A 21331-nucleotide genomic window follows, 5' to 3' on the forward strand; every position below is an offset into this window, starting at 1 on the left:
AAGCAATCACCGGCCCTGCCACGCCTCCCACAGCTGTGCGTATCGTCCACCGGCAGCGACCAGCTCGTCGTGCGGACCCTGCTCCAGAATTCTGCCGTGTTCGAGCACCACCACGCGGTCGGCGGCGGCAGCCTGGGTGAGGCGATGTGCGACGATCAACGTGCTGCGCCCCCGGGTCGCTGCTTCGGCGGCGGCTTCGAGGTCTCGCGCACCGGAACTGCCCGCTTCCGCGGTGGCCTCGTCCAGCACGGCGACGGCCGGATCGGCGAGAACCAGGCGCGCCAAGGCCAATTGCTGCGACTGGGCTGCGGTCAATTGGTGCCCGCCCTCGCCGACGGCGGTGTCGAGGCCGCTCTCGAGCGCCTCGACCCACCCCCATGCCCCGACGGTGCGCAGTGCGGCCTCGACGTCGTCGCGACCGGCATCCGGGGCGGCGAGCAGCACGTCGTCGATCAATCGGCCGGCGAACACGTGGACTTCCTGGCTGACGATCGCCACGTGCCGACGTAGTCCGTCGCTGCCCAGGGCATCCAGCGGTGCGCCACCGACTCGAACCGTCCCCGACGTCGACGCCATCGAGCCGGCCGCGATCGCCGCGATCGTGGATTTGCCTGCGCCGGTGGATCCGACGAGTGCGACGGTCTCACCGGCGTCGACCCGCAGGTTCACTCCATGCAGCACCTCGTGGCCGGACTCGTACTCGTGCCGCAGATCGGTGACGTCCAAGGTGGCGTCGGCAGGCACGGAACCGTCACCCACGGGTCGCTCGTCGGGGATGTCGATGACACCGACCAGCCGGGCCAGAGAGGCTCCGGCGGACTGGATGTCGTCGAATGTGAACAGCAGCGTGCCGATCGGATTGAACAGCCGGTGGAACAGCAGCGCTGCCGCTGTCGTCTCGCCGACGGTGACGTGATCGCCGCGCACGAGCAGGAATCCGGCCAACAGGATCACCGACAGTCCGACGCATTCGGCACGATTGTTCCGAGATGCGAATCGGGTGAGCAGGCGGAACACGTCGACACCGATGTCCCGAGCCTTCGCCGACGCCCGATCGATCTCTTTCAGATGCGCCGACTCGAGTCCGTACGCGCGAACGGTTTTCGCGCCCTGCATGCTGCTGACGAACGACTGTGCCCGCTCGCCCATCGCCACTCGTTCGGCCGCGTACTTCGGGGCCGAGCGCGGCAGATACCAGCGCAGCGCGAGGACATACATCGGCAACGCGACCAGCCCGGCCAGGCCGAGCCGCCAGTCGATGCCGAGCATCGTGATCATGCTCAGGCACACGAGCAGGAAGGCCCCGACGAGCTGCGGGATCACCTCACCGATCGATTTCGCCATCACCGCGACGTCGTCGCCCACCCGAGAGAGCAAGTCGCCCTTGCCGACTCGCTCGAGCGTGGCAACGGGCAGATGCAGTGCGCGCCGCACGACGGCCTCGCGCAGCGACGCCAGAATGCCCTCACCGAGGGTGCTGATGAGATAGCCACTGAAACCGGTGACGACGCCGCCGACAACCGCGGCCACCGAGATGACGACGACGACACCGATGATCGCCGACGGGTCCGCACCGTCGCGGACGCGGTCGACCAAGACCCCGAAGATATAGACCGGCACCAGCGACATCGCCGCCGCAATTGCGCCGAGCAGCAGCGTGACCGCCGTGCGCGCCCGTCGTAGTTTCAGCTGTTCCAGTAGCCACTTCCCGGAGCGAGCGCCGGTGGCGATGGGAAGAAGTTCGGGGGCGGTCATCGCAGCACCGTGTCCTTGTACTGCGCGTCCGAGGATGCGAGATCGTGGTGCGTTCCCTCGGCGACGACGCGGCCGTCGTCGACGACGAGAACACGATGGGTGACCGACAGCAGCGCAGGGCTCGTGGTGATGAGGATGGTTGTCTGCGAGGCGTTTCCGGTGTGTCTGAGTTCGGCGATACCGCGAGCGATGGCGTGCTCGGTGACGGCGTCGACGGCGGTGGTGGGGTCGTGCAGCACCAGGACCGGGGCGTCGACCGACAGTGCTCGCGCCAGTGCGACTCGCTGGCGTTGGCCACCGGACAGGCTGGCTCCGCGGTCGGTGACGGCATGATCGAGACCGGCATCGTGCAGTTCGACGACGTCGGTGGCCGCGGAGGCCTGCAGCACGACATCGAGTTCGGCGTCGGGCCGCTCCCGGCCGGCGGTGACGTTGCTGCGGACGGTGCCCGCGAACAGGTCGGTGATGTGGGGCTCGACGAGAACGGTCTCGCGGGCGCGTCGAAGATCGATCTCTCCTGCCGGAATCCCGCCGATACGAACCGATCCGGTGTAGTCGGCGTCGGAGATCTGACCGGACAGCAGCGTAGCGAGCGCTTCCCCGTCCTGCGGCCGGTAGGCGACCACGCCGAGCATCTCACCCGGTGCGGCCCGGAAGCTCAGGCCGTCGAGCGACCGGAACCGAACGTCGTCGACGGTCAGTTCGGTACCCACCGGAATTGCGGATTCCGACTGCGACAGAACGTGTTGCGCACCGAGCACAAGGGCGAGCCGGTCGGCCGATCCGCGCACCATCGCAACGACGCCGGGGATCCTCGCCAATCCGGTCAGGGGTTCGATGACGAACTGTGCGAGGCCGATGACGGTGATCAACTCACCGACCGATATGCGACCCTGCAGCGCGAACCAGCCTGCGGTACCGGCGATTCCGACGGCCAGCAGCGCGTTGACCGCCGCCGCGAGGCCCTGATAGACGTTGTTGGCGCGGGCCAGCTTCAGCGTCGCGGCCAACGCCGTTCGGCTCGACGTCACGAATCGCTCGGTCGCGGCATTCTCGGCCCCGATCCCGCGCAGGGGCCGTACTCCGCTCACCAGATCGGTGGCCATCCCCGATACCCCGGCGATCTCGGCCTGCTGCGCGGTGGCCGCACGAGTGAGCAACGGAGCGAGGCGCTGGAGCGCGATCAGGATCACCGGCGTCCCGATCACGACCGCCAGGCCCAGAGGAATGTCGATGACCAGCAATGCCACCGTGGTAGCGACGACCGCCACGGCCGACGCGAAGACCCGGGCGATCAGGTCGAGGATCCAGGACTCCTTCTCGGCGTCGGACGTCGAGACCGTCAGCAACTCCCCCGCCGACAGGGCGGTACGAACACCCCGCGGATCGAGAACGCGACCAGCGACCTCCACGCGCACCAGATGCGCCTCCCGCTCGATGGCGACGACGATGATGCGGGCACCGATGCGCCACGCGTACGACAGAGTGACGAACAAGGCCGCCAGACCGACCAGCGAGACGATCATCGCTGTCACGTCGCCGGTGTCGATGGCCCGCGAGACGATCAGTCCGATGGCCACCGGGACCATCGTTTCGCACAGTTGATGCACCCCGAACAGCAGTGACGAGACGATCAGGCGGGTGCGATGCCGTCGTACGGTGCGGCGCAGAATCGACGAGCCGGTGGCCGGAGGAGGCACTTCCACCACTGTCCGAGCATGGCGGAGCGGCACAGAATCGGTCATTTGCTGCAGCCTATGGCATCGGGAACTGGCGAGGGGACGCCACATTTACATAGAGTCGGGTCCAACGAACACCGTGTAAGCCCAGCAGAGAGTACGGAGAACACCATGCCTGCCAAAACCTCCACCGACAACGACATCGCCGACGAAGACATCGTCCCACTCGAGTACGAGACGGCCAGCCAGGCTCAGCGCGTCGTCGCCGCCTACGCGACCGATGCCGACGAATGCCGCATGTTGCTGTCGATGTTGGGTATAGATCCAGTAGCGAAGACCGACTGACAGGTTTTCGCAGGGCTGTTTACCCAGGGATCTACAAGCGGATTGGACAGTTGTGGCTGACGCCTCGCAGGGTTCGGATTTTGTCGTCGTAGCCAACCGGTTGCCGGTCGATCTGGAGAATCTCCCGGACGGGAGCACACGATGGAAGCGAAGCCCTGGCGGGTTGGTCACCGCTCTCGAACCGATTCTGCGTGCCAACAAGGGTGCGTGGGTGGGGTGGGTCGGCGTCTCTGACGTCGACGTCGAACCCTTCGTCGAGGACGGCCTACAGCTGCGCCCGGTGACGATCAGCGAGAAGGAATACACCCAGTACTACGAGGGCTTCTCCAACGCGACGCTGTGGCCGCTCTACCACGACGTCATCGTCAAGCCGGAGTACGACCGCGACTGGTGGAACGCCTACGTCGAGGTCAACCGCCGCTTCGCCGAGAAGACCTCCGAGGCCGCAGCACAGGGCGCGACGGTCTGGATCCAGGACTATCAGCTCCAGCTCGTCCCGAAGATGCTGCGGATGCTGCGCCCCGACCTGACCATCGGGTTCTTCCTGCACATCCCGTTCCCGCCGATCGAGCTGTTCATGCAGATGCCGTGGCGCACCGAGATCGTCGAGGGACTGCTCGGTGCCGACCTCATCGGTTTCCACCTGTCCGGCGGTGCGCAGAACTTCCTCTACCTTGCCCGACGCCTCGCCGGGGGAACCACGTCCCGCGGAACCGTCGGCGTGCGGTCCAAGTTGGGCGTTGTGCAGGTCGGCTTCCGGACCGTGCGTGTGGGCGCGTTCCCGATCTCCATCGACTCCGGTGACCTCGACACCAAGTCGCGCTCCAAGGCCGTCCGCGATCGCGCGAAGCAACTGCGCAAGGATCTGGGCAACCCCAAGCGCATCATGCTCGGCGTCGATCGCCTCGACTACACCAAGGGAATCGACGTTCGGCTCAACGCGTTTCGCGAACTGCTCGAAGAGGGTCGCGTCGATCCAGCCGAGAACGTCATCGTGCAATTGGCGACGCCCAGCCGTGAACGCGTCGAGAGCTACGTCGCGATGCGCGGCGAGATCGAGCAACAGGTGGGCCGCATCAACGGCGAGTACGGCCAGGTGGGCCACCCCGTGGTGCACTACCTGCATCGGCCGATCCCCCGCGACGACCTGCTGGCCTATTTCGTCGCGGCCGACGTCATGCTGGTCACTCCGCTGCGCGACGGCATGAACCTCGTCGCCAAGGAGTACGTGGCCTGCCGCAGCGATCTCGGTGGCTCTCTGGTGCTCAGCGAATTCACCGGTGCCGCAGCCGAACTGCGCCAGGCTTACCTGTGCAATCCACACGACCTGGACAGCGTGAAGGACGCGATCATCGGCGCGCTCGAGCAGGAACCCGAGGCAGGAAAGCGCCACATGCGTGCCATGCGTCGGCAGGTGCTCGCGCACGACGTCGACCGCTGGGCCCGCTCCTTCCTGACCGCACTCGCAGCGCCGGCGGAGGGCACGAACCTCACGCAGCGATAAATCGCTTTCCTTCCCACCGTCGACGGCTGTAACTTTGCCGTCGACGGTTTCTTTTCATGCGTTTTCACGTGAGGAGGTGGGCATCGTGGCCACCTGGACGATTGCACCCCCGAGCCCTCGTTCCTCCTCCCCCAAGGATCTCGCATGTCTCCACTCGACCGTTACGGTCTCGATCAGCACTGGCTGACCGAGTACGAGAAGCTCTCTCGGAAAACAATTCTCGCCCGCGTCGTTCGAGTCGACCGCGGTGAGTTCGACGCGGTCACCGATAGCGGCATCGTCCGCTGCACTGGTACCGGAATATGCACCGGAGACTGGGCGACACTGGACGAGCACTCGTTCCGGCTGATCGCCATCCTCCCCCGCCGGACGTGCATCGAACGCGCTTCGGCCGGATCCACCTCCGACACACAGGTTCTCGGAGCCAACGTCGACACCGTTGTTGTCACGGTCGCGTCGGACACCACACTCGACCTCGGTCGCGTCGAGCGCTACATCACCCTCGCGTGGGGCAGCGGCGCTGTTCCCATCGTCGCGATCACCAAGACAGACAGCGGTAGCGTCGCCGAAGAGCTACTGCTGGCCGCCGCGCCGGGCGTCACCGTGTGCAGCACCAGTGCGGTGTCGGACGGCGGAATCGACTCACTGGCAGCACATCTGCGCGGCACGGTCGCCCTGATCGGGCCGTCGGGATCCGGAAAGTCGACACTCGGCAACGCCCTGTTGGGCGGTTCGGTTCTCGCCACCGGTGCCACCCGGTCGGCCGACGGCAAAGGCCAGCACACGACGGTGCACCGCGAATTGGTGCCGATCCCTTCCTCGGGCCTGGTGCTGTTGGACACCCCGGGTTTGCGTTCCGTGGGCGTCCAGGGATCGGAAGATGCTGTGGCGAGCGCCTTTTCCGACATCGACGAACTGGCCGCGACGTGTCGATTCGGTGACTGCGCGCACGAACGCGAACCGGGGTGCGCAGTGCTCGCCGCCGTCGATGCGGGCGAGCTCACCGAGAGACGCTTGGGCAACTACCGAAAACTGTTGCGGGAGAATGCTTGGGCAACTTCGAGGCACGACGCGAGAGCGCGAAGAGAGAAGTTGCGGGAGTACAAGCAGATCTCGAAGTCGCTACGTCAGAAATACGCCGCCGAAGGCAGAACGCGGTAGGTCAACTCTCGTCGAACAGTGAAGGGCTGTCGACATCCGCCTCGGTCTGCCGGGCCGCACTCTCACTGCTCGACGCCTTCCGCACCACCTGGACCGTGGTGGTGCGTACCGACAAGCGGTGCCCGTCGTGGTGCTCGAGCAACGCCAGACCCTGACGAATCTCGAGTACCTTCCACGGGCCGGCATGCCCGGACGCCTGAACCAGGTCGCCTGGGGCGATCTCGGAAGCCACTGTTGTTCTCCATTCACCGAGCGAGCATTTCGGGGTCGAGCAAGTCTGTGACACACACACTATCGGGCGCGCCCTGCCTGCAGCTCACTTGCTCGTCGAACGATTTAGTAGTACTCATGTAATAGTTATATAAATACAAGCATTAATGCGGAGGTGAACGTGGCCGAGCTGACTCGACGACACCGGTATCTCGTGCTCGGCATCTGCTGCCTGAGCCTGTTTCTCGTCAGCACCGACAACACGATCGTCAACGTCGCACTGCCGTCGATGCGCGCAGATCTGAATGCATCGGTCTCTGGCCTGCAGTGGATCATCGATGCATACACACTGGTCGTGGCGTCACTGCTGATGCTCGGCGGCTCGATGGCCGACAAGTACGGCCGCAAGCGCTTCTTCCTGATCGGCACCGGAACGTTCGTCCTCGGCTCCCTGCTGTGCAGCGTCGCGCCGTCGCTCGGCTGGCTCGTCGCCTTCCGCATGCTTCAGGCGGTCGGTGGCTCGATGATGAATCCCGTCGCGATGTCGATCATCACCAACACCTTCACCGATCCGAAAGAACGCGCCGGAGCCATCGGCATGTGGGGTGCCGTCGTCGGCATCTCGATGTCGGCGGGCCCTGCCCTCGGCGGCGTGCTCGTCACCGGTGCCGGCTGGCAGTCGATCTTCTGGATCAACGTTCCCGTCGGTATCTTCGCGCTGGCGATGACCCTCAAATTCGTCCCGGAATCCAAGGCCGAGCACGCGCGGAAGTTCGATCCGGCCGGCCAGTTGCTCATCTTCGCGTTCCTCGCGTCTCTGGTGTTCACCATCATCGAGGGGCCTGCGAAGGGCTGGGGATCACCGCTGATCGTGCTCACCGGTGCCGTCGCCGTCGGCTCTCTCGTCGGGCTACTGGTGGTCGAGTCGCGGATCGAGGAACCACTGATCCAACTGAAGTTCTTCCGGAGCGCGCCGTTCAGCGGAGCGACGGTGATCGCGGTGTGCGCATTCGCGTCCCTCGGCGGATTCCTGTTCCTCAACACCCTCTACCTGCAGGACGTGCGTGGTTACTCGCCGCTACATGCCGGTCTCTACACTCTGCCGATGGCCTTGATGACGCTGATCTTCGCGCCGATCTCGGGCCGCATCGTCGGCACCATGGGCGCGCGCGTACCACTGCTCGTCGCGGGAGTCGGCTTCGTGACCTCCGCGTTGATGCTCACCCGACTGACACCGACGACGTCGTTCGCGTGGCTTGCCGTCGCGTACGTGATCTTCGGAATATCCTTCGGCATGGTCAACGCCCCGATCACCAACACCGCCGTGTCCGGGATGCCGCGCAGCCAGGCCGGAGTGGCATCCGCCATCGCGTCGACGAGCAGGCAGGTGGGCCAGTCGCTGGGCGTGGCCGTCGTCGGTGCCATCGTCACCGCCGGCATCGTCGGTGAGATCTCCGACGGCTTCACCGCCGCCGCAGTTCCTGCGTGGTTCGTCATCGCGGGCGCAGGCGTGGTGGTCACCGTTCTTGCCGTGGTCACCACCGGACGGTGGGCTCGGGCGACCGCCGATCGAATCGACCAGCCGGTGCTCGTATGACCGCCTCGGAGGCGGCCCTCGTCTGGCGCGAGATGCGCGCGCTGATGCTCGAGAAACACGACACCCGACGGGCCGTCGCCGACGCCACCGGCATGAGCTTTCTGCGCGCCAAATTGCTCACCAAATTGCTGGCGGGTGATCGGACGGTCACCGAGCTGGCCGAAATTCTTGCGTCCGATGCGCCGTACGTTTCCCTCAACGTTCGCGAGCTCGAGAAGCGCGAATTGGTGGTGCGCACCGAAGATCCCACCGATCGCCGACGCCGCATCATCGGACTCACCGACACCGGCCGCCGCCTTGCCGAGAAGGCCAGAACGATCGCCGACGCCCCGCCGCCGGAATTCACGACGGTATCTGCGGCGGATCTAGCGCATCTGCGACGGATTCTGCAGCTGCCCTGATTTCTCCGGTTGGGGGTGCGTCAGCGGCGGATGGCGTCGAGCGGTGTGCCGATCTCGACGAGCGCGCGCACGGTCGCCGCTTCCATTCCCGGTGAGCCACAGACCAGAATCTGGCGATCCGTGAACGGCCCCTGCGTGGCGACGACGTCTGCCACACTGCCTTCCCAGCAATGCTCGGGCTCGAAGAACGATGCGCTGGAACCGATCTCGGCATGAATGCGGTCGTTCCATCGATCCGACGCCCATGGCTCGTGCAATTGGTCCACGACTGGTACGACGGTCAACCACGGCAGTTCGGACGCCATCAACCACAGCATGTCCCCGGCATACAGGTCGCGAGGCGACTTGCCGCCGACGAACAGCGTCACGTTCGGTGGCCGCTCCCATCGCGTGAGGTCCAGCAGAATCGCGCGCAACGGAGCGAGGCCGGTGCCGCCTGCGATCATGACAACGTCGCGCCCCGAGTCGTCGACATGCAGTCCGCCCTGCGGATCGCTGATCCGCCACACATGACCGGGCCGCGTCTCGTTGACGATCGATCCGCTCACCCATCCGGCCGGAACGGCTCGGACATGGAACTCCAGTTTGCCGTCTCGCGAAGGCGGCAGCGCGGGTGAGTATCGCCGTGTCAGAGCAGCATTCTGGGGAACCGTGACCGACACCGACTGGCCTGCGGTGAACGGCACCGCGTCGCCTTCGAGTCTGATGACGGCGAGATCGTTCCGAAGGCGATGATATTGAACGACCGTCGAACTCCACGCCTGCATGCCGACCAGGATAGGGGTCGGCACCGGGTGTCTCGCAAACTCAGCGGTGGTGGCCACCGCTGTGCCCGGTCGAGGCCGCAAACGCGCGCGCGTTTGCTGAATTTCACCCGAATAGCGAACGAGAATGCGCGCACCTGACAAATGCGCGCGCGTTTGCGGGGATGTGCGCGGCAGAGACCCGCCGCCAGCTCCCGCGGACCCGCTCGACTCCGATGGGCCCACCCTGCCCGAGGTTCGCCACCGTCGCCCGCCTCGCCGCCGCAAACGCGCGCGCGTTTGCTGAACGCGCGCGGAATAGTGACCGAATCACTGGCGAATCCGCGCGCACCTGACAAATGCGCGCGCGTTTGCGAAAGGGTGCACCCGAGACACCCGTGCTCAGCTCCCGCGGCCAAGCCCGACCAGATTCGCCGCCCGCCTCGCCACCGTCGCCCGCCTCGCCGCCGCAAACGCGAGCGCGTTTGCGAGCTTTCACCCGAATTGCGAACGAATCCGCGCGCACCTGACAAACGCGCGCGCGTTTGCGAGAAATCTGAGGGAGGCGAACCTAGCGCTGGTGCTTCGGCTTCCAGACCACCAGGGCATTGCGTTGGATCGGCACCAGGTCGCGGCGATAGCTGGCGTGCACGTTGGCCAACTCCTGAGCCAACTCGGACACTCGAGACTGCAGTGCCTCGACCTGGTTGGTGAGTTCGATGATGCGCTTGATGCCGGCGAGGTTGACGCCCTCGTCCTGCGAGAGTCGCTGCACCTCACGAAGCAGCGCGACGTCACGCGGCGAGTAGCGTCGACCGCCACCCGTGGTGCGAAGCGGAGTGACCAATCCGAGTCGATCGTAGGTCCGCAATGTCTGGGCGTGCATGCCTGCCAACTGCGCCGCGACGGAGATCACGAAGACCTGCGCGTCAGGATCAGCTTGTCCGCCACGGGATTTCGCAGATCCGCCCTCGGGAGGGACCGACATCACACACCTGCCCACCCGGCCCGCGGGTCGAATCCGCTGGCCTTCTCGGCTTCCAGATAGTTCTTCAGAGCGTCGGTAGCAGCATCGTCCAGTTTCTGCGGGACGGCAACTTTGACGGTCACCATGAGATCACCGGTACCGGATTTCTTCGGGATGCCGCGTCCGCGCACTCGCAGCACACGGCCGTCGACGGTCCCCGGAGGAACCTTCACGCCGACGCGCCCCTCGAGGGTGGGCACCGACAGCGTGGTACCGAGCACCAGTTCGCCGTAACTCACCGGGACGGTGACCGTGAGGTCATCGCCGGTACGGCCGAACACCTTGTCGGGCTTGACCCGTACGGTCACGAACAGGTCGCCGGACGGTGCTCCGCGAAGCCCCGCCTCGCCTTGACCGGCGAGCCGAACCTTCTGCCCGTCACTGATGCCTGCCGGGACGCGCACGGTGATGGTGCGGGTGCGGTTCTGCACTCCGGTGCCACGGCAGTCGACGCACGGGTCGTCGATGATGGACCCGGTCCCGCGGCAGTCGTCGCACGGCTCACTGAAGCCGAATGCGCCTTGGTTCCTGTTGACGACGCCTTGGCCGTTGCATTTGGGGCACACCCGTGGGCTGGTGCCGGGCTTCGCGCCACTGCCGTGGCAGGTGGTACACGAGGACGGGCTCGTCAACTTCAGGGGGACCGTAACACCCTGTGCCGCTTCACGAAACTGCAACGAGGTCTCGGTCTCGACGTCGCTGCCGCGTCGGGGCCGGTTGCTCTGGGTGCGCTGCTGCGCGCCACCGCGGTTGAACAAGCCACCGAACAGGTCGCCGATTCCGCCGTCGCCGCCGCCTTGACCGAAGATGTCTCCGACGTCGAAGGTCTGGCCACCGCCGCCGAATCCGCCTGCGCCGGGCGAGAATCCACCGCTACCGCGGCTACCGAAGCCGCCCGAGGCGAACAGCCGTCGCGCCTCGTCGTACTCCTTGCGCTTGGCCGGGTCGGCGAGAACGGCATGCGCCTCGCTGACCGCCTTGAACTTGTTCTCGGCCGAGGTGTTGCCGGGATTGGCGTCGGGATGGTTGTCCCGAGCCAACTTTCGGTACGCCTTCTTGATCTCTTCTGCACTCGCGCTGGAGGAAACGCCCAGCTCCTTGTAGAAGTCCTTCTCGATCCACTCCCGCTGGCTCACCGGGCGTTTCCTCCTCTCGCGCTATTTCTGTTTACTGCTCGTCGGACGCGGGTGCATCCGATTCTTCTGTTGCACTGTCCACGACGCCCACCATCGCGGTCCGCAGGACGCGATCGCCGAGCTTGTAGCCCTTGCGCATCAGCGTTCCGACGACCGGACTGCTGCCGTCGCCCTCGTGGGAGACGGCCTCGTGGACAGCCGGGTCGAAGGCGTCGCCCTCGGCTCCGAACGTGGTCAGTCCGATGTTCGAGAACACCCCTGACAACTTGTCCGCCACTGCCTTGAGCGGCCCGGTTTCGAGATCGCCGTGCTGGCGGGCTCGCTCGAGGTCGTCGAGAACCGGGAGGAGCTGCGAGACGACGGACGCCTTCGCGTTCTCCGCTCCGGTCTGCTTCTCACGGTCGGTGCGACGTCGGTAGTTGGCGTACTCGGCCGACACGCGCTGCAGATCTGCGGTGAGCTCGGCGACCTGCGTGTCACGCGGGTCTCCGACCACCTCACCATCGACGGTCCCTTCGTCCACCGAGTCGGGCTGGGGCGCAGCGCCGGTGCCCACGAGGGGCTCCGGTACTGCGTCACCTTCCCGTACTTCACCGGTCTCGGGATCGATCTTTCGCTTGTCCACGAAAGTGACCGGTTCTTGCTCGGTGTTCTCCGACGTCACTTCTTGTCCGTGTCGTCGGCGGGCTCGTCGACAACCTCTGCGTCGACGACACCGTCGTCAGCGGCCTGCGCGCCACCCTCTGCGCCGCCCTGCTCCTTGGCCTGAGCCTCGTAGATGGCGGTGCCGAGAGCCTGCGACTCGGTCGAGAGCTTCTCCACGGCGGCCTTGACTGCCGAGATGTCGCTGCCCGCGAGGGCCGTCTTGGCGTCGGCGATAGCGGTTTCGACGCGTCCCTTGAGCTCGGCGTCGACCTTGTCCTCGTTGTCCTTGACGAACTTCTCCGTCTGGTGAACGAGGGACTCGGCCTGGTTGCGGACCTCGGCCTCTTCGCGACGAGCCTTGTCCTCGTCTGCGTGAGCTTCCGCGTCGGCGACCATGCGGTCGATCTCTTCCTTGGACAGACCGGAGCCGTCCTGGATCTTGATCGTGTTCTCCTTGCCGGTGCCCTTGTCCTTGGCCGTGACGTGCACGATGCCGTTCGCGTCGATGTCGAAGGTGACCTCGATCTGCGGGACGCCGCGAGGAGCCGGGGGCAGCTCGGTCAGCTCGAAGGAGCCGAGGAGCTTGTTGTGCGAGGCGATCTCGCGCTCACCCTGGAAGACCTGGATCTGCACCGAGGGCTGATTGTCGTCAGCGGTGGTGAAGGTCTCGGAACGCTTCGTCGGGATGGTGGTGTTGCGCTCGATGAGCTTGGTCATCACGCCACCCTTGGTCTCGATGCCGAGGGACAGCGGCGTGACGTCGAGGAGCAGAACGTCCTTGACCTCACCCTTGAGCACACCGGCCTGCAGTGCAGCGCCGACGGCCACGACCTCGTCCGGGTTGACGCCCTTGTTGGGCTCGCGTCCACCGGAGAGCTCCTTGACCAGCTCGGAGACGGCCGGCATACGCGTCGAACCACCGACGAGCACGACGTGGTCGATGTCCTTGACGGCGATGCCGGAGTCCTTGACCACTGCCTGGAACGGCGCACGGGTGCGGTCGAGCAGGTCGGAGGTGATCTTCTGGAACTCGGAGCGGCTGAGCTGCTCGTCGAGGAACAGCGGGTTCTTGTCGCCGTCGACCGTGATGTACGGGAGGTTGATCGACGTGCTCTGCCCGGAGGACAGTTCGATCTTCGCCTTCTCGGCGGCCTCACGCAGACGCTGCAGCGCCATCTTGTCCTTGGTCAGATCGATGCCGTTCTGAGCCTTGAACTTGTCGACGAGCCAGGTCACGATGCGCTCGTCCCAGTCGTCGCCACCGAGGTGGTTGTCGCCGGACGTCGCACGGACCTCGACGACGCCGTCGCCGATTTCCAGCAGCGAGACGTCGAACGTGCCGCCACCGAGGTCGAACACGAGAATGGTCTGCTCGCTGTCGCCCTTGTCCAGGCCGTATGCGAGAGCTGCCGCGGTGGGCTCGTTGACGATGCGCAGGACGTTGAGGCCGGCGATCTGGCCGGCTTCCTTCGTGGCCTGACGCTGTGCGTCCTCGAAGTAGGCGGGAACGGTGATGACCGCGTCGGTGATTTCCTCACCCAGGTAGGCCTCGGCGTCGCGCTTGAGCTTCTGCAGCGTGCGCGCGGAGATCTCCTGAGGGGTGTACTTCTTGTCGTCGATTTCCACGGTCCAGTCCGTGCCGACGTGGCGCTTCACGGAACGAATCGTGCGATCGACGTTGGTGACCGCCTGGTTCTTCGCGGGCTGGCCGACCAGCACTTCACCGTTCTTGGCGAAAGCGACGATCGACGGGGTGGTGCGTGATCCCTCGGAGTTGGCGACGACAACCGGTTCGCCGCCCTCGAGGACGGACACGACCGAGTTGGTGGTCCCGAGGTCGATACCGACCGCACGAGCCATAATGTTTCCTCCTGTTATTGCTGGGGTTCAGTCCCTGGGTGAGCGAACTCCGCTCAAGTTTGCACAACGCGATGTTTCGCGTCAACTTCCAACTTGAGCCTCATCCACTCAAGGCTGCTGACCTGCACAACGGAGGGTGCGGCGGATTTGTTCCCGAGGGAGCGGCTGCGCCGCACGTGCACGGAAATTCGGTGCCTGCTACGAACTTCTACTCACATGGGGCGAAGCCCCTCCGCAGCAGTACGCCGCGACGATCAGCGGGGATCGTCGCGGCGCAGCGGGGAGAAAGCGTGGAGAGAGGAACTACTCGGCAGGCTCCTCGACGGGTGCCGGGATGCAGCTGTAGCTGAGCAGGCCGGCGGTGATGTTGTTCATGAAATCGGCGTCGAGTGCGCTGGCGAAGGCTGCGGCACCGGCCGGCCGAGCGACCCATTCACGGTCGACGGAGGGCACGGTGTACGTCGCTGCCTCGCCTGCCTTGATGGTCGTCTCGGTGTTCTGACCCTGGACGCCCGGCAGCGCGCCGTAGTTGACGTTGACGTTCGACGCGTCGTCCGCGCCGATGTTGTCGACCTTGACCTGCAATGCCACGACGCCGCCCTCGGGCGCGTCCTCGACATCGGTGTCGCAGACGGTGGCCATGGTGACCACCAGGTCGGGGCTTTCGAGGACCGCGGAGCCGAGTGGCATCGCGGGCTCGGCCTCGGGCTCGGCGGAGGCGATGGGTGCGATGGCAACCGCACCGATGGCGGCGGCCAGAGCGGCCGTCGAGGCCAGGATCGATGTGCGGGCAAGACGTCGCATGAACAACTCCTGTAGCTGAGGGGGATGTGACCCATGAGTCTGATGTGACTGGAGGGGCAGTTGGTACCTGACTCACTATGGCCTATCCGAATCAGACATTCCACACCAGGCGGTCTCGATTCGATGACGTTCGCATATCGAAGGAAAACGGCGCCGGCGAATCACATCCGTGTAGTTCGGCGTAGGTTTCACCGGTCGGCGAGTGAGGTTTCACCGCTCGACGATCAGGGGAACCACAACCCTGCGGATCGGCCGCGCCCTACGTAGGGTTGAGAAAAAGCGAGGCTACGGAGGCACATGGATCCCGAAGTGCAGCACGAACCGAGCGAGATCACCTACGACGAGAAGTTCTACCCGGCTCGGCCGAAACCACTTCGACCTTCGGTGCGTCGCGCCAACCGCAGCAACAGCCCCACGCCCGACAGCGAGCCGGTTGCCTCCAATCCCGACTACGTGGATTGGCTCACCGAACAGTCGATGCTGCGGGACGCCAAGCTCATTGCCGAGCAACTCTCGGGCAAGGGCAGCATGTGGCAGAACCCGTACGCGGACCCCGACCCTCGCGCCGCCGTGGAGCGAGCTCCGGTGTGGTTCACCGCGTACCCCATCTCGGTGATCAACGCCCCACAGACGAGCTTCCTGAGCACTCTGGGCGACGAGAAACTGTGGCAGGCATTCTCCGAAATCGGTGTCACCGCAGTGCATACCGGCCCGGTGAAGGTCGCGGGCGGCATCCACGGCTGGCGACCGACCCCCTCGGTCGACGGGCACTTCGACCGCATCGGCATGCAGATCGACCCCGCGTTCGGATCGGAAGAAGAGTTCCGACGCCTGTGCGTGGTGGCGTCGGCCTACGACGGGATCGTCATCGACGACATCGTGCCCGGCCACACCGGCAAGGGTGCAGACTTCCGCCTCGCCGAGATGGCCGTCGCCGACTACCCCGGCATCTACCACATGGTCGAGATCGAACCGCAGGACTGGCATCTGCTGCCACGAGTGCGCGCCGGTGCCGATTCGCAGAACATCGACGCCGAGGCCGAGGCCAATCTCGCCCGCGCCGGCTACATCATCGGCCAGTTGCAACGAGTGATCTTCTACGAGCTCGGCGTGAAGGAAACCAACTGGAGCGCAACACCTCCCGTCGTCGGCGTCGACGGCGTCGAACGTCGCTGGGTGTACCTGCACTACTTCAAGGCCGGTCAGCCGTCGATCAACTGGCTCGATCCCTCTTTCGCCGGCATGCGATTGGTGATCGGCGACGCGTGCCACTCCATCGCCGATCTGGGTGCAGGCGCTCTGCGATTGGACGCCAACGGATTCCTCGGCGTCGAACGTCGAGCCGAAGGACCGGGCTGGTCCGAGGGCCACCCCTTGTCCGAGGCCGCGAACCACCTGATCGCCAGCGTGGTGCGCAAGATGGGTGGGTTCACCTTCCAGGAGTTGAACCTGACGATCGACGACATCAAGGCCATGGGTGAAAACGGTGCCGACCTGTCGTACGACTTCATCAATCGCCCCGCCTATCAGCATGCGCTCGTCATGGGCAACACCGAGTTCCTCAGGCTCACCATGACTCTGGCGCGCGATCACGGCGTCGACACGGCGTCTCTGGTGCACGCACTGCAGAATCACGACGAGATGACGTTCGAGCTCATCCACTTCGTCACCCTGCACGCCGAGGACGAGTTCACCTACGGCGGCGAGGCCGTCAAGGGTTGCGACCTGGGCGACCGCATCCGCGGCGAACTGACCGATCGCCTCACCGGCCGCTGGGCACCGTACAACCGAACCTTCACGACCAACGGAATCGCCTGCACCACAGCAAGTGTCATCACGGCATCCCTCGGTATTCGCGATCTCGATCGAATGGACGAGCGCGATATCGAGACGGTCAAGCGAGCCCACTTGCTGCTCGCGATGTACAACGCGTTGCAGCCCGGCGTGTTCGCGCTGTCCGGCTGGGATCTGCTGGGCATCCTGCCCATCGACGCCGACGAGGTCGAGGATCTCATCCGCGAAGGTGACACTCGGTGGCTCAACCGCGGCGCACACGATCTGATGGGGTACTTCCCCGAGGCCGTCCGCTCGGAGTCCGGCATCCCCCGCGGGCGCAGCCTCTACGGCTCGCTCCCCGAGCAACTGGCGGATCCGCAGTCGTTCGCTCGCCAGTTGGCGCGAATCATCGAGCTGCGCAACAAGTTCGGCATCGCCACCGCACAGCAGATCGACATTCCGACGGTCTCGCACAAGGGACTGTTGGTGATGGTGCACGAACTCAGCCAGGGAACCATTCAGGCGACGGTGCTGAACTTCTCGTCCGAGGAGATCAGCGCGACCATTCAGTCCAAGCACCTGGTGCCCGGCACGTGCGCCATCGACGTGTTCGACGACAACGAGATCGCCACCGTGGACGAACTGAACAGCTTCCCGATGACCCTGCAGCCGTACGAGGGTGTGGCGGTGGTGCTGCGCTGACACCGCAGTCGACCATCACCGCCCGATAGACTCCTGCATCGTGGCCGAAGAACAGAACGACCCGACATCGCGGAGGCCCGTCCCGCCGCGTCCGCAACCCCCGCGGCCGGATGTTTCCGTCGAGCCTCTTCGGCCACGTCAGGAGCCAACCCGCTCGGTCCGGCCGAAGGTCGCGAGCGCTCTGTGGGTTCTGACGGCGGTGTTGGTGCTCGCATTGGCCGGCATCGTCGCACTGAATTGGAAGTCCGTGCTTTCCGGTGTCGAAACCGCAGTGTCACAGCAGGATTCGACGGCCAGTGCCGCCGATGTCCGCAACACCGCGTCGGCCACGTTACTGTCCAGCGGGGCCGCAGCGGCGGTCCTCGTGTTGCTCGGCTTCGTCGCACTGAATCTGTTGCGCAATGCAGCGATGTCGTCGAAGGTTCTGATGGGCGCGGTCGGACTCCTCACCATCGGAGCGGCAGTGACGTTCTCGCCCTTCGTGTCCGACGCCTCCGCACTGCTCGGCGGCGTCCTTCAGTGGGGACCCTTCGTCGTGGCGGGCACCGCGGCCGCCGCGACGATCGTCGCTCTCCTTCCCCGGGCATCCTCAGGCCAGTGAGGCGAGTATCCCTTCGGCGCTGCGGGCAGCCAGGGCGCACGAGGTCGAGGTGAACCGATCCAGCAGTGGATGCTCGGACAGTGCTCGCCACTTGTGTACGGCTGCCAGGGCGGTATCGCGCTGCTGCGCGCGCCCGGCGTCGGGCGGCAGATCGAGGCGCTCGGTGGCGGCGATGCCGAAACCGCCGATGATGCGCTGCAGCTCGAGCAGTCCGCCGTCGGGGAGTTTCGGTGTGGTGGAACGCAATCGGCCCAACAAACGTAGTTCCGCGAATCCGTGCACGTCGGCCAGCATCCGCCCGGCCTCGGTGCGCAGGGCGTGCGATTCCGGTCTGAACTCCAGGATTCGTTGCAGCGCAACCAGTGCCGAATGCAACTTCAGCTGATCGGCACGTTGACCGAACTGCACGTCGATCACCGAGCGGAGTTCGCTCAAGCCGCTGCGCTCGACCAGATCTGCAGCCAGCGTGGGCGAATCGCGCACACCCAGCCGAATCAACGTCACTGCCATCCGAATACCGAACAACCCGAAACGGTCGACGATGCTGGCCCGCAGCGATGCATCGACCGGTAGCGTGCTCTCCGCTCGCACGAAGCGGTCGGCCGAGAGCATCGCCAACTGCAGGTCCTCGGTCGGCACGGTAGCCAGCGTCTCGAACGCCGCGAACTCGTTCTGCCGCAACGTTTCCGCACCGAGTGCCAGCAGCCCCGCAACCGGAACCACCGCCTGACACAGGCCGGTGGCCTCGAGTTCGGAGGCGAAACGCGCGGCGACCTCTTTCGCCGACATCATCGCGTCCATCCGGCCCGAGCCCACCTCGTCGGCCCGCGAGACGACGCCGATCACCCCGAGTGGGCCCGAGTCACCGCCCACATGCGCGCCGATCTGCCCGAGAAACGACACGTCCGTCGCATTGAGGGTGCGCAGCAGATAGACGACGGCGTCGGCACCCGAGGACGAGTTCTCGGGAGTGAGCATCGCCAACGTGCGCGCCGAGACGTCTCGCGACAGTGAGGAGGTACCGGGGGTGTCGATGATCGTCGTCTGCGCCAACGCGCTCGCCGGCCATTCGACATCGAGTCGGTCGACCTGCGCGGCCGTCAGGGACCCGAGGTCGAACGTCAATCGGCCTTCCCGTCGCTGGACCGGGACGTTCGCGGCTCGATCGCCGTCGTACCAGGCCGTGACGGCAGGAGTGACGCCGTTGCGGTACCACGTGACGACCTTGGTGCACTCGGTCGCGTCGGTAGGGGCAATGTCCTGCCCCACAAGAGAATTGAGCAGCGTGGACTTGCCGGCCTTCAGTGATCCCGCGAGAGCCACCCGCAGCGGCTCGTCCAGGCGATACAGGCATTCGTCGAGCATCCACGACGCCTCGGCGTCACCGGAGTACGTCGAGCGTGCCGCTGAAACCAGTTCTCGTGCCCGGGCGAGAGCCGCCACGCTCATACGGCGATGTCCTTGACGAGAGCTGCTGCCCGAGAATTCAATTCGGCCACCACGCGCATCTCGTTCTCGAGCGCAGCGATGCGAGCGGTACGGTCGGTGTTGTCTGCCGCGGCCGCCTCCTGCGCCGAGCGCAATGACTCGTTGAGCGAACGCAGCGTCTGCTCGGCGATCGAGGTGAAGTGATCACGCAGCACGCGCTGGATCTGCCGCAGTCGGTCCTTGGACTCCTTGCCCACCTGAAAACTGACGTCGTCGGTGAAACGGCGGATCGCCATCTTCGCCTCGGATCGACGCGCCTTGATCCGGTTTTCCTTGTCCTCCTTGTACGCCTTGGTACCGAGCAACACTCCCGCGCCGATGGAGATCGGGTTGAGCAGGCTCAACCCGACGAACGTGGTGATCAGACCGAACATCAGTACACCGCCGTAGGACCCGCGCATTCCCACGAGAACCTTCTGGGTGATCCCGACGCGACCCGATTCGAGATCGGCCAACGACGACACGGGGTCGAGGACGTTCTCCAGATCGCCGAGATCGAGATCGGGCAGCGCTGCCGCTCCGGAGGAGGCGAAGTGCTCGGCCACCAATTCCGAAAGCCACAGTGCCCGTTCGTGAGCCCACACGAAATTGTCGCCCACCGACGCGGCGATCTGCTCCTCGAGCCATTCGCCGAGTTGCGGCCAATCCTTGCCGGGGTCGCCTTCGTCGACGGTTTCTTCCGCTTCGCGGGTGACGCGACGCAACCGGTCTCGCAAATCGTGATCGATGTCCGACGCGAGATCGGCGATACCGTCACCGAGCGTCTGCTGCCACTGCGACGAACGCTTGTGCAGATCCTCGGCAGCGGACTTGGCACGTTGCAGCCCGGCCACTGCTGCCGCCGCACGCTCCGGATCCTTCAGTGCCGCAAGCTCACTGCCCAACGACAGTGTCAGATGTTCGGTGACCGATCGGACATCGAGCGAGACCGACGAGCGCGCCAGGACATCCGCCCGCGCCACGACGTCGTCGCGCAAGAACGCGTAGAGCTGCTGGAAACCGGACTCGGCATTGAGCTCCTCGTCGTTCAAACGCAGTGCGTGCGAACGCAACAGGGACGACACCGGCAACATCTGCACGTCGATGCCCGCGCGATCGAGGTGACCACGGTTGGCCTCCACGATCTGCCGCCAGTGCGGATACAGATCGATCTTGGTGATCAGTACGGCCACGGCCGGGCACAATCCCTGCACCTGTCGAAGAAACGACAGCTCCGGCTCGGTGAATTCGCGCGAGGCGTCGGACACCACGAGCACGGCGTCCGCCGACGGAATCAGCCCCAGAGTGCCTGCCGCGTGTGGATTCGAGTGGCCGCCGACCCCGGGGGTATCGACCAACACCAGACCGTCCGCGAGCAGCGGACTCGCTACCCCGATGTCCAGGCGCAGCACTTCTCGGCCCTGGGCGCGTGGGCTCGCCGGGGTGATCGTCGTGATCTCCTCGGGCGGAACGTCCACTCGGATGGGCTCGTTGCCCGGATCCGCGAGTACGAGCTGCGCGGAGAGACTCTCGGAGTTGGACACCACTGTCGGAATTGCGGTGGTCTCGTCGTCGCCGACCGAGCACACCGTCAGATTGAGCAGTGAATTGACGAACTGGCTCTTGCCCTGCTTGAGCGGTCCGACCACGATGATGCGTCGACGTGGATCCAGGACTCGCGACCGCGCGGCCTCGGCTCGATCCACCAGGTCGGATCTTCCCGCTGTTGTCGCCGCCGCCGCAGTACGGCTCAGCAGCTCGGCCAGCTCCGTAGATTGCCCGTCCATACGCTTGTGTTCACAACCATTCTCGTCGACTTCCGCAGTACCAGGCTCCACTCTCGCGCCCAGGAACGAACTCTAGCGACGACTCGGCCCCGAGTGCCGGTGAACACTCGGGGCCGAGTCGCATCAATGCC

18 protein-coding genes are annotated in these 21331 nt (G+C 65.4%); 7 read left to right on the forward strand and 11 right to left on the reverse strand.

Annotated features, from left to right (window positions below; all coding sequences use genetic code 11):
* Window positions 1-6: 6 nt before the first annotated feature.
* Together MTX35_RS20265 and MTX35_RS20270 are read right to left on the reverse strand one after the other, a co-directional pair.
* Entirely contained in the window at window positions 7-1755 is a 1749-nt protein-coding gene (locus MTX35_RS20265; RefSeq protein ID WP_243596690.1) for an ABC transporter ATP-binding protein, read from the reverse strand.
* On the reverse strand, window positions 1752-3500 hold the full coding sequence (locus MTX35_RS20270; protein ID WP_243596691.1) for an ABC transporter ATP-binding protein: 1749 nt from the start codon (window positions 3498-3500) through the stop codon (window positions 1752-1754). The genes MTX35_RS20265 and MTX35_RS20270 overlap by 4 nt, the downstream gene beginning before the upstream one ends.
* Before the next feature lie 105 nt (window positions 3501-3605).
* On the opposite strand from MTX35_RS20270, the gene MTX35_RS20275 reads away from it, so the two are divergent.
* From MTX35_RS20275 to rsgA, 3 genes are all read left to right on the forward strand, one after another.
* Complete coding sequence (locus tag MTX35_RS20275; protein ID WP_008710019.1) at window positions 3606-3779, forward strand: hypothetical protein; 174 nt, start codon at window positions 3606-3608, stop codon at window positions 3777-3779.
* 52 nt (window positions 3780-3831) lie between these two features.
* On the forward strand, window positions 3832-5283 hold the full coding sequence (locus tag MTX35_RS20280) for a trehalose-6-phosphate synthase (RefSeq protein ID WP_243596692.1): 1452 nt from the start codon (window positions 3832-3834) through the stop codon (window positions 5281-5283).
* Between the two features lie 144 nt (window positions 5284-5427).
* Window positions 5428-6444: a ribosome small subunit-dependent GTPase A gene (gene rsgA, locus MTX35_RS20285; protein WP_243596693.1), complete on the forward strand. Its 1017-nt coding sequence runs from the start codon at window positions 5428-5430 to the stop codon at window positions 6442-6444.
* A 1-nt stretch (window position 6445) separates the two neighbouring features.
* Here the strand turns inward: rsgA and MTX35_RS20290 are convergent, their stop codons facing one another.
* Window positions 6446-6676 carry a hypothetical protein gene (locus MTX35_RS20290; protein ID WP_243596694.1) on the reverse strand — a complete coding sequence of 77 codons (231 nt, stop codon included), beginning with the start codon at window positions 6674-6676 and terminating at the stop codon, window positions 6446-6448.
* A 159-nt stretch (window positions 6677-6835) separates the two neighbouring features.
* Between MTX35_RS20290 and MTX35_RS20295 the strand changes: the two genes are divergently transcribed.
* Window positions 6836-8251, forward strand: a complete 1416-nt coding sequence (locus MTX35_RS20295) for an MFS transporter (RefSeq protein WP_243596695.1) — start codon at window positions 6836-6838, stop codon at window positions 8249-8251.
* On the forward strand, window positions 8248-8652 hold the full coding sequence (locus MTX35_RS20300) for a MarR family winged helix-turn-helix transcriptional regulator (RefSeq protein WP_243596696.1): 405 nt from the start codon (window positions 8248-8250) through the stop codon (window positions 8650-8652). The genes MTX35_RS20295 and MTX35_RS20300 overlap by 4 nt, the downstream gene beginning before the upstream one ends.
* Window positions 8653-8672: 20 nt before the next feature.
* Here the strand turns inward: MTX35_RS20300 and MTX35_RS20305 are convergent, their stop codons facing one another.
* The 6 genes from MTX35_RS20305 to MTX35_RS20330 all read right to left on the reverse strand — a co-directional run bounded on the left by MTX35_RS20305 (window position 8673) and on the right by MTX35_RS20330 (window position 14867).
* Window positions 8673-9419 (reverse strand): FAD-binding oxidoreductase, encoded by a 747-nt coding sequence (locus MTX35_RS20305; protein WP_243596815.1) that lies wholly within the window; start codon window positions 9417-9419, stop codon window positions 8673-8675.
* A 547-nt stretch (window positions 9420-9966) separates the two neighbouring features.
* Window positions 9967-10383 carry a heat shock protein transcriptional repressor HspR gene (locus MTX35_RS20310; protein ID WP_243596697.1) on the reverse strand — a complete coding sequence of 139 codons (417 nt, stop codon included), beginning with the start codon at window positions 10381-10383 and terminating at the stop codon, window positions 9967-9969.
* Window positions 10383-11558, reverse strand: coding sequence for a molecular chaperone DnaJ (gene dnaJ, locus MTX35_RS20315; RefSeq protein ID WP_243596698.1), 1176 nt, complete (start codon window positions 11556-11558; stop codon window positions 10383-10385). The genes MTX35_RS20310 and dnaJ overlap by 1 nt, the downstream gene beginning before the upstream one ends.
* Window positions 11559-11589: 31 nt before the next feature.
* Window positions 11590-12222: a nucleotide exchange factor GrpE gene (gene grpE, locus MTX35_RS20320; protein WP_243596699.1), complete on the reverse strand. Its 633-nt coding sequence runs from the start codon at window positions 12220-12222 to the stop codon at window positions 11590-11592.
* The gene (gene dnaK / locus MTX35_RS20325) at window positions 12219-14063 is read right to left on the reverse strand and encodes a molecular chaperone DnaK (protein ID WP_094663306.1); all 1845 of its coding nucleotides are present in this window, start codon (window positions 14061-14063) and stop codon (window positions 12219-12221) included. Before dnaK ends, grpE begins: the two co-directional genes overlap by 4 nt.
* Window positions 14064-14366: 303 nt before the next feature.
* Complete coding sequence (locus MTX35_RS20330) at window positions 14367-14867, reverse strand: Pro-kumamolisin, activation domain family protein (RefSeq protein WP_243596700.1); 501 nt, start codon at window positions 14865-14867, stop codon at window positions 14367-14369.
* Between the two features lie 297 nt (window positions 14868-15164).
* Here MTX35_RS20330 and treS point away from each other — a divergent pair, with 297 nt between their 5' ends.
* A complete protein-coding gene (gene treS, locus MTX35_RS20335; RefSeq protein ID WP_243596701.1) occupies window positions 15165-17345 on the forward strand; it encodes a maltose alpha-D-glucosyltransferase in 2181 nt (726 codons plus the stop codon).
* A 40-nt stretch (window positions 17346-17385) separates the two neighbouring features.
* Window positions 17386-17946: a hypothetical protein gene (locus MTX35_RS20340; RefSeq protein WP_243596702.1), complete on the forward strand. Its 561-nt coding sequence runs from the start codon at window positions 17386-17388 to the stop codon at window positions 17944-17946.
* Here the strand turns inward: MTX35_RS20340 and MTX35_RS20345 are convergent.
* Entirely contained in the window at window positions 17935-19395 is a 1461-nt protein-coding gene (locus tag MTX35_RS20345; protein ID WP_243596703.1) for a dynamin family protein, read from the reverse strand. The genes MTX35_RS20340 and MTX35_RS20345 overlap by 12 nt on opposite strands.
* A complete protein-coding gene (locus MTX35_RS20350) occupies window positions 19392-21200 on the reverse strand; it encodes a dynamin family protein (RefSeq protein WP_243596704.1) in 1809 nt (602 codons plus the stop codon). Before MTX35_RS20350 ends, MTX35_RS20345 begins: the two co-directional genes overlap by 4 nt.
* Window positions 21201-21331 lie beyond the last annotated feature (131 nt).

It is taken from the genome of Rhodococcus sp. ARC_M12 (assembly GCF_022810385.1).
Lineage (GTDB): Bacteria > Actinomycetota > Actinomycetes > Mycobacteriales > Mycobacteriaceae > Rhodococcoides > Rhodococcoides navarretei.

Coding starts and splice junctions, on each gene's coding strand:
- MTX35_RS20265 (WP_243596690.1), bottom strand. CDS start 1,755: ATGACCGCCCCCGAACTTCTTCCCATCGCCACCGGCGCTCGCTCCGGG.
- MTX35_RS20270 (WP_243596691.1), bottom strand. CDS start 3,500: ATGACCGATTCTGTGCCGCTCCGCCATGCTCGGACAGTGGTGGAAGTG.
- MTX35_RS20275 (WP_008710019.1), top strand. CDS start 3,606: ATGCCTGCCAAAACCTCCACCGACAACGACATCGCCGACGAAGACATC.
- rsgA (WP_243596693.1), top strand. CDS start 5,428: ATGTCTCCACTCGACCGTTACGGTCTCGATCAGCACTGGCTGACCGAG.
- MTX35_RS20300 (WP_243596696.1), top strand. CDS start 8,248: ATGACCGCCTCGGAGGCGGCCCTCGTCTGGCGCGAGATGCGCGCGCTG.
- MTX35_RS20305 (WP_243596815.1), bottom strand. CDS start 9,419: ATGCAGGCGTGGAGTTCGACGGTCGTTCAATATCATCGCCTTCGGAAC.
- MTX35_RS20310 (WP_243596697.1), bottom strand. CDS start 10,383: ATGTCGGTCCCTCCCGAGGGCGGATCTGCGAAATCCCGTGGCGGACAA.
- dnaK (WP_094663306.1), bottom strand. CDS start 14,063: ATGGCTCGTGCGGTCGGTATCGACCTCGGGACCACCAACTCGGTCGTG.
- MTX35_RS20330 (WP_243596700.1), bottom strand. CDS start 14,867: ATGCGACGTCTTGCCCGCACATCGATCCTGGCCTCGACGGCCGCTCTG.
- treS (WP_243596701.1), top strand. CDS start 15,165: ATGGATCCCGAAGTGCAGCACGAACCGAGCGAGATCACCTACGACGAG.
- MTX35_RS20345 (WP_243596703.1), bottom strand. CDS start 19,395: ATGAGCGTGGCGGCTCTCGCCCGGGCACGAGAACTGGTTTCAGCGGCA.
- MTX35_RS20350 (WP_243596704.1), bottom strand. CDS start 21,200: ATGGACGGGCAATCTACGGAGCTGGCCGAGCTGCTGAGCCGTACTGCG.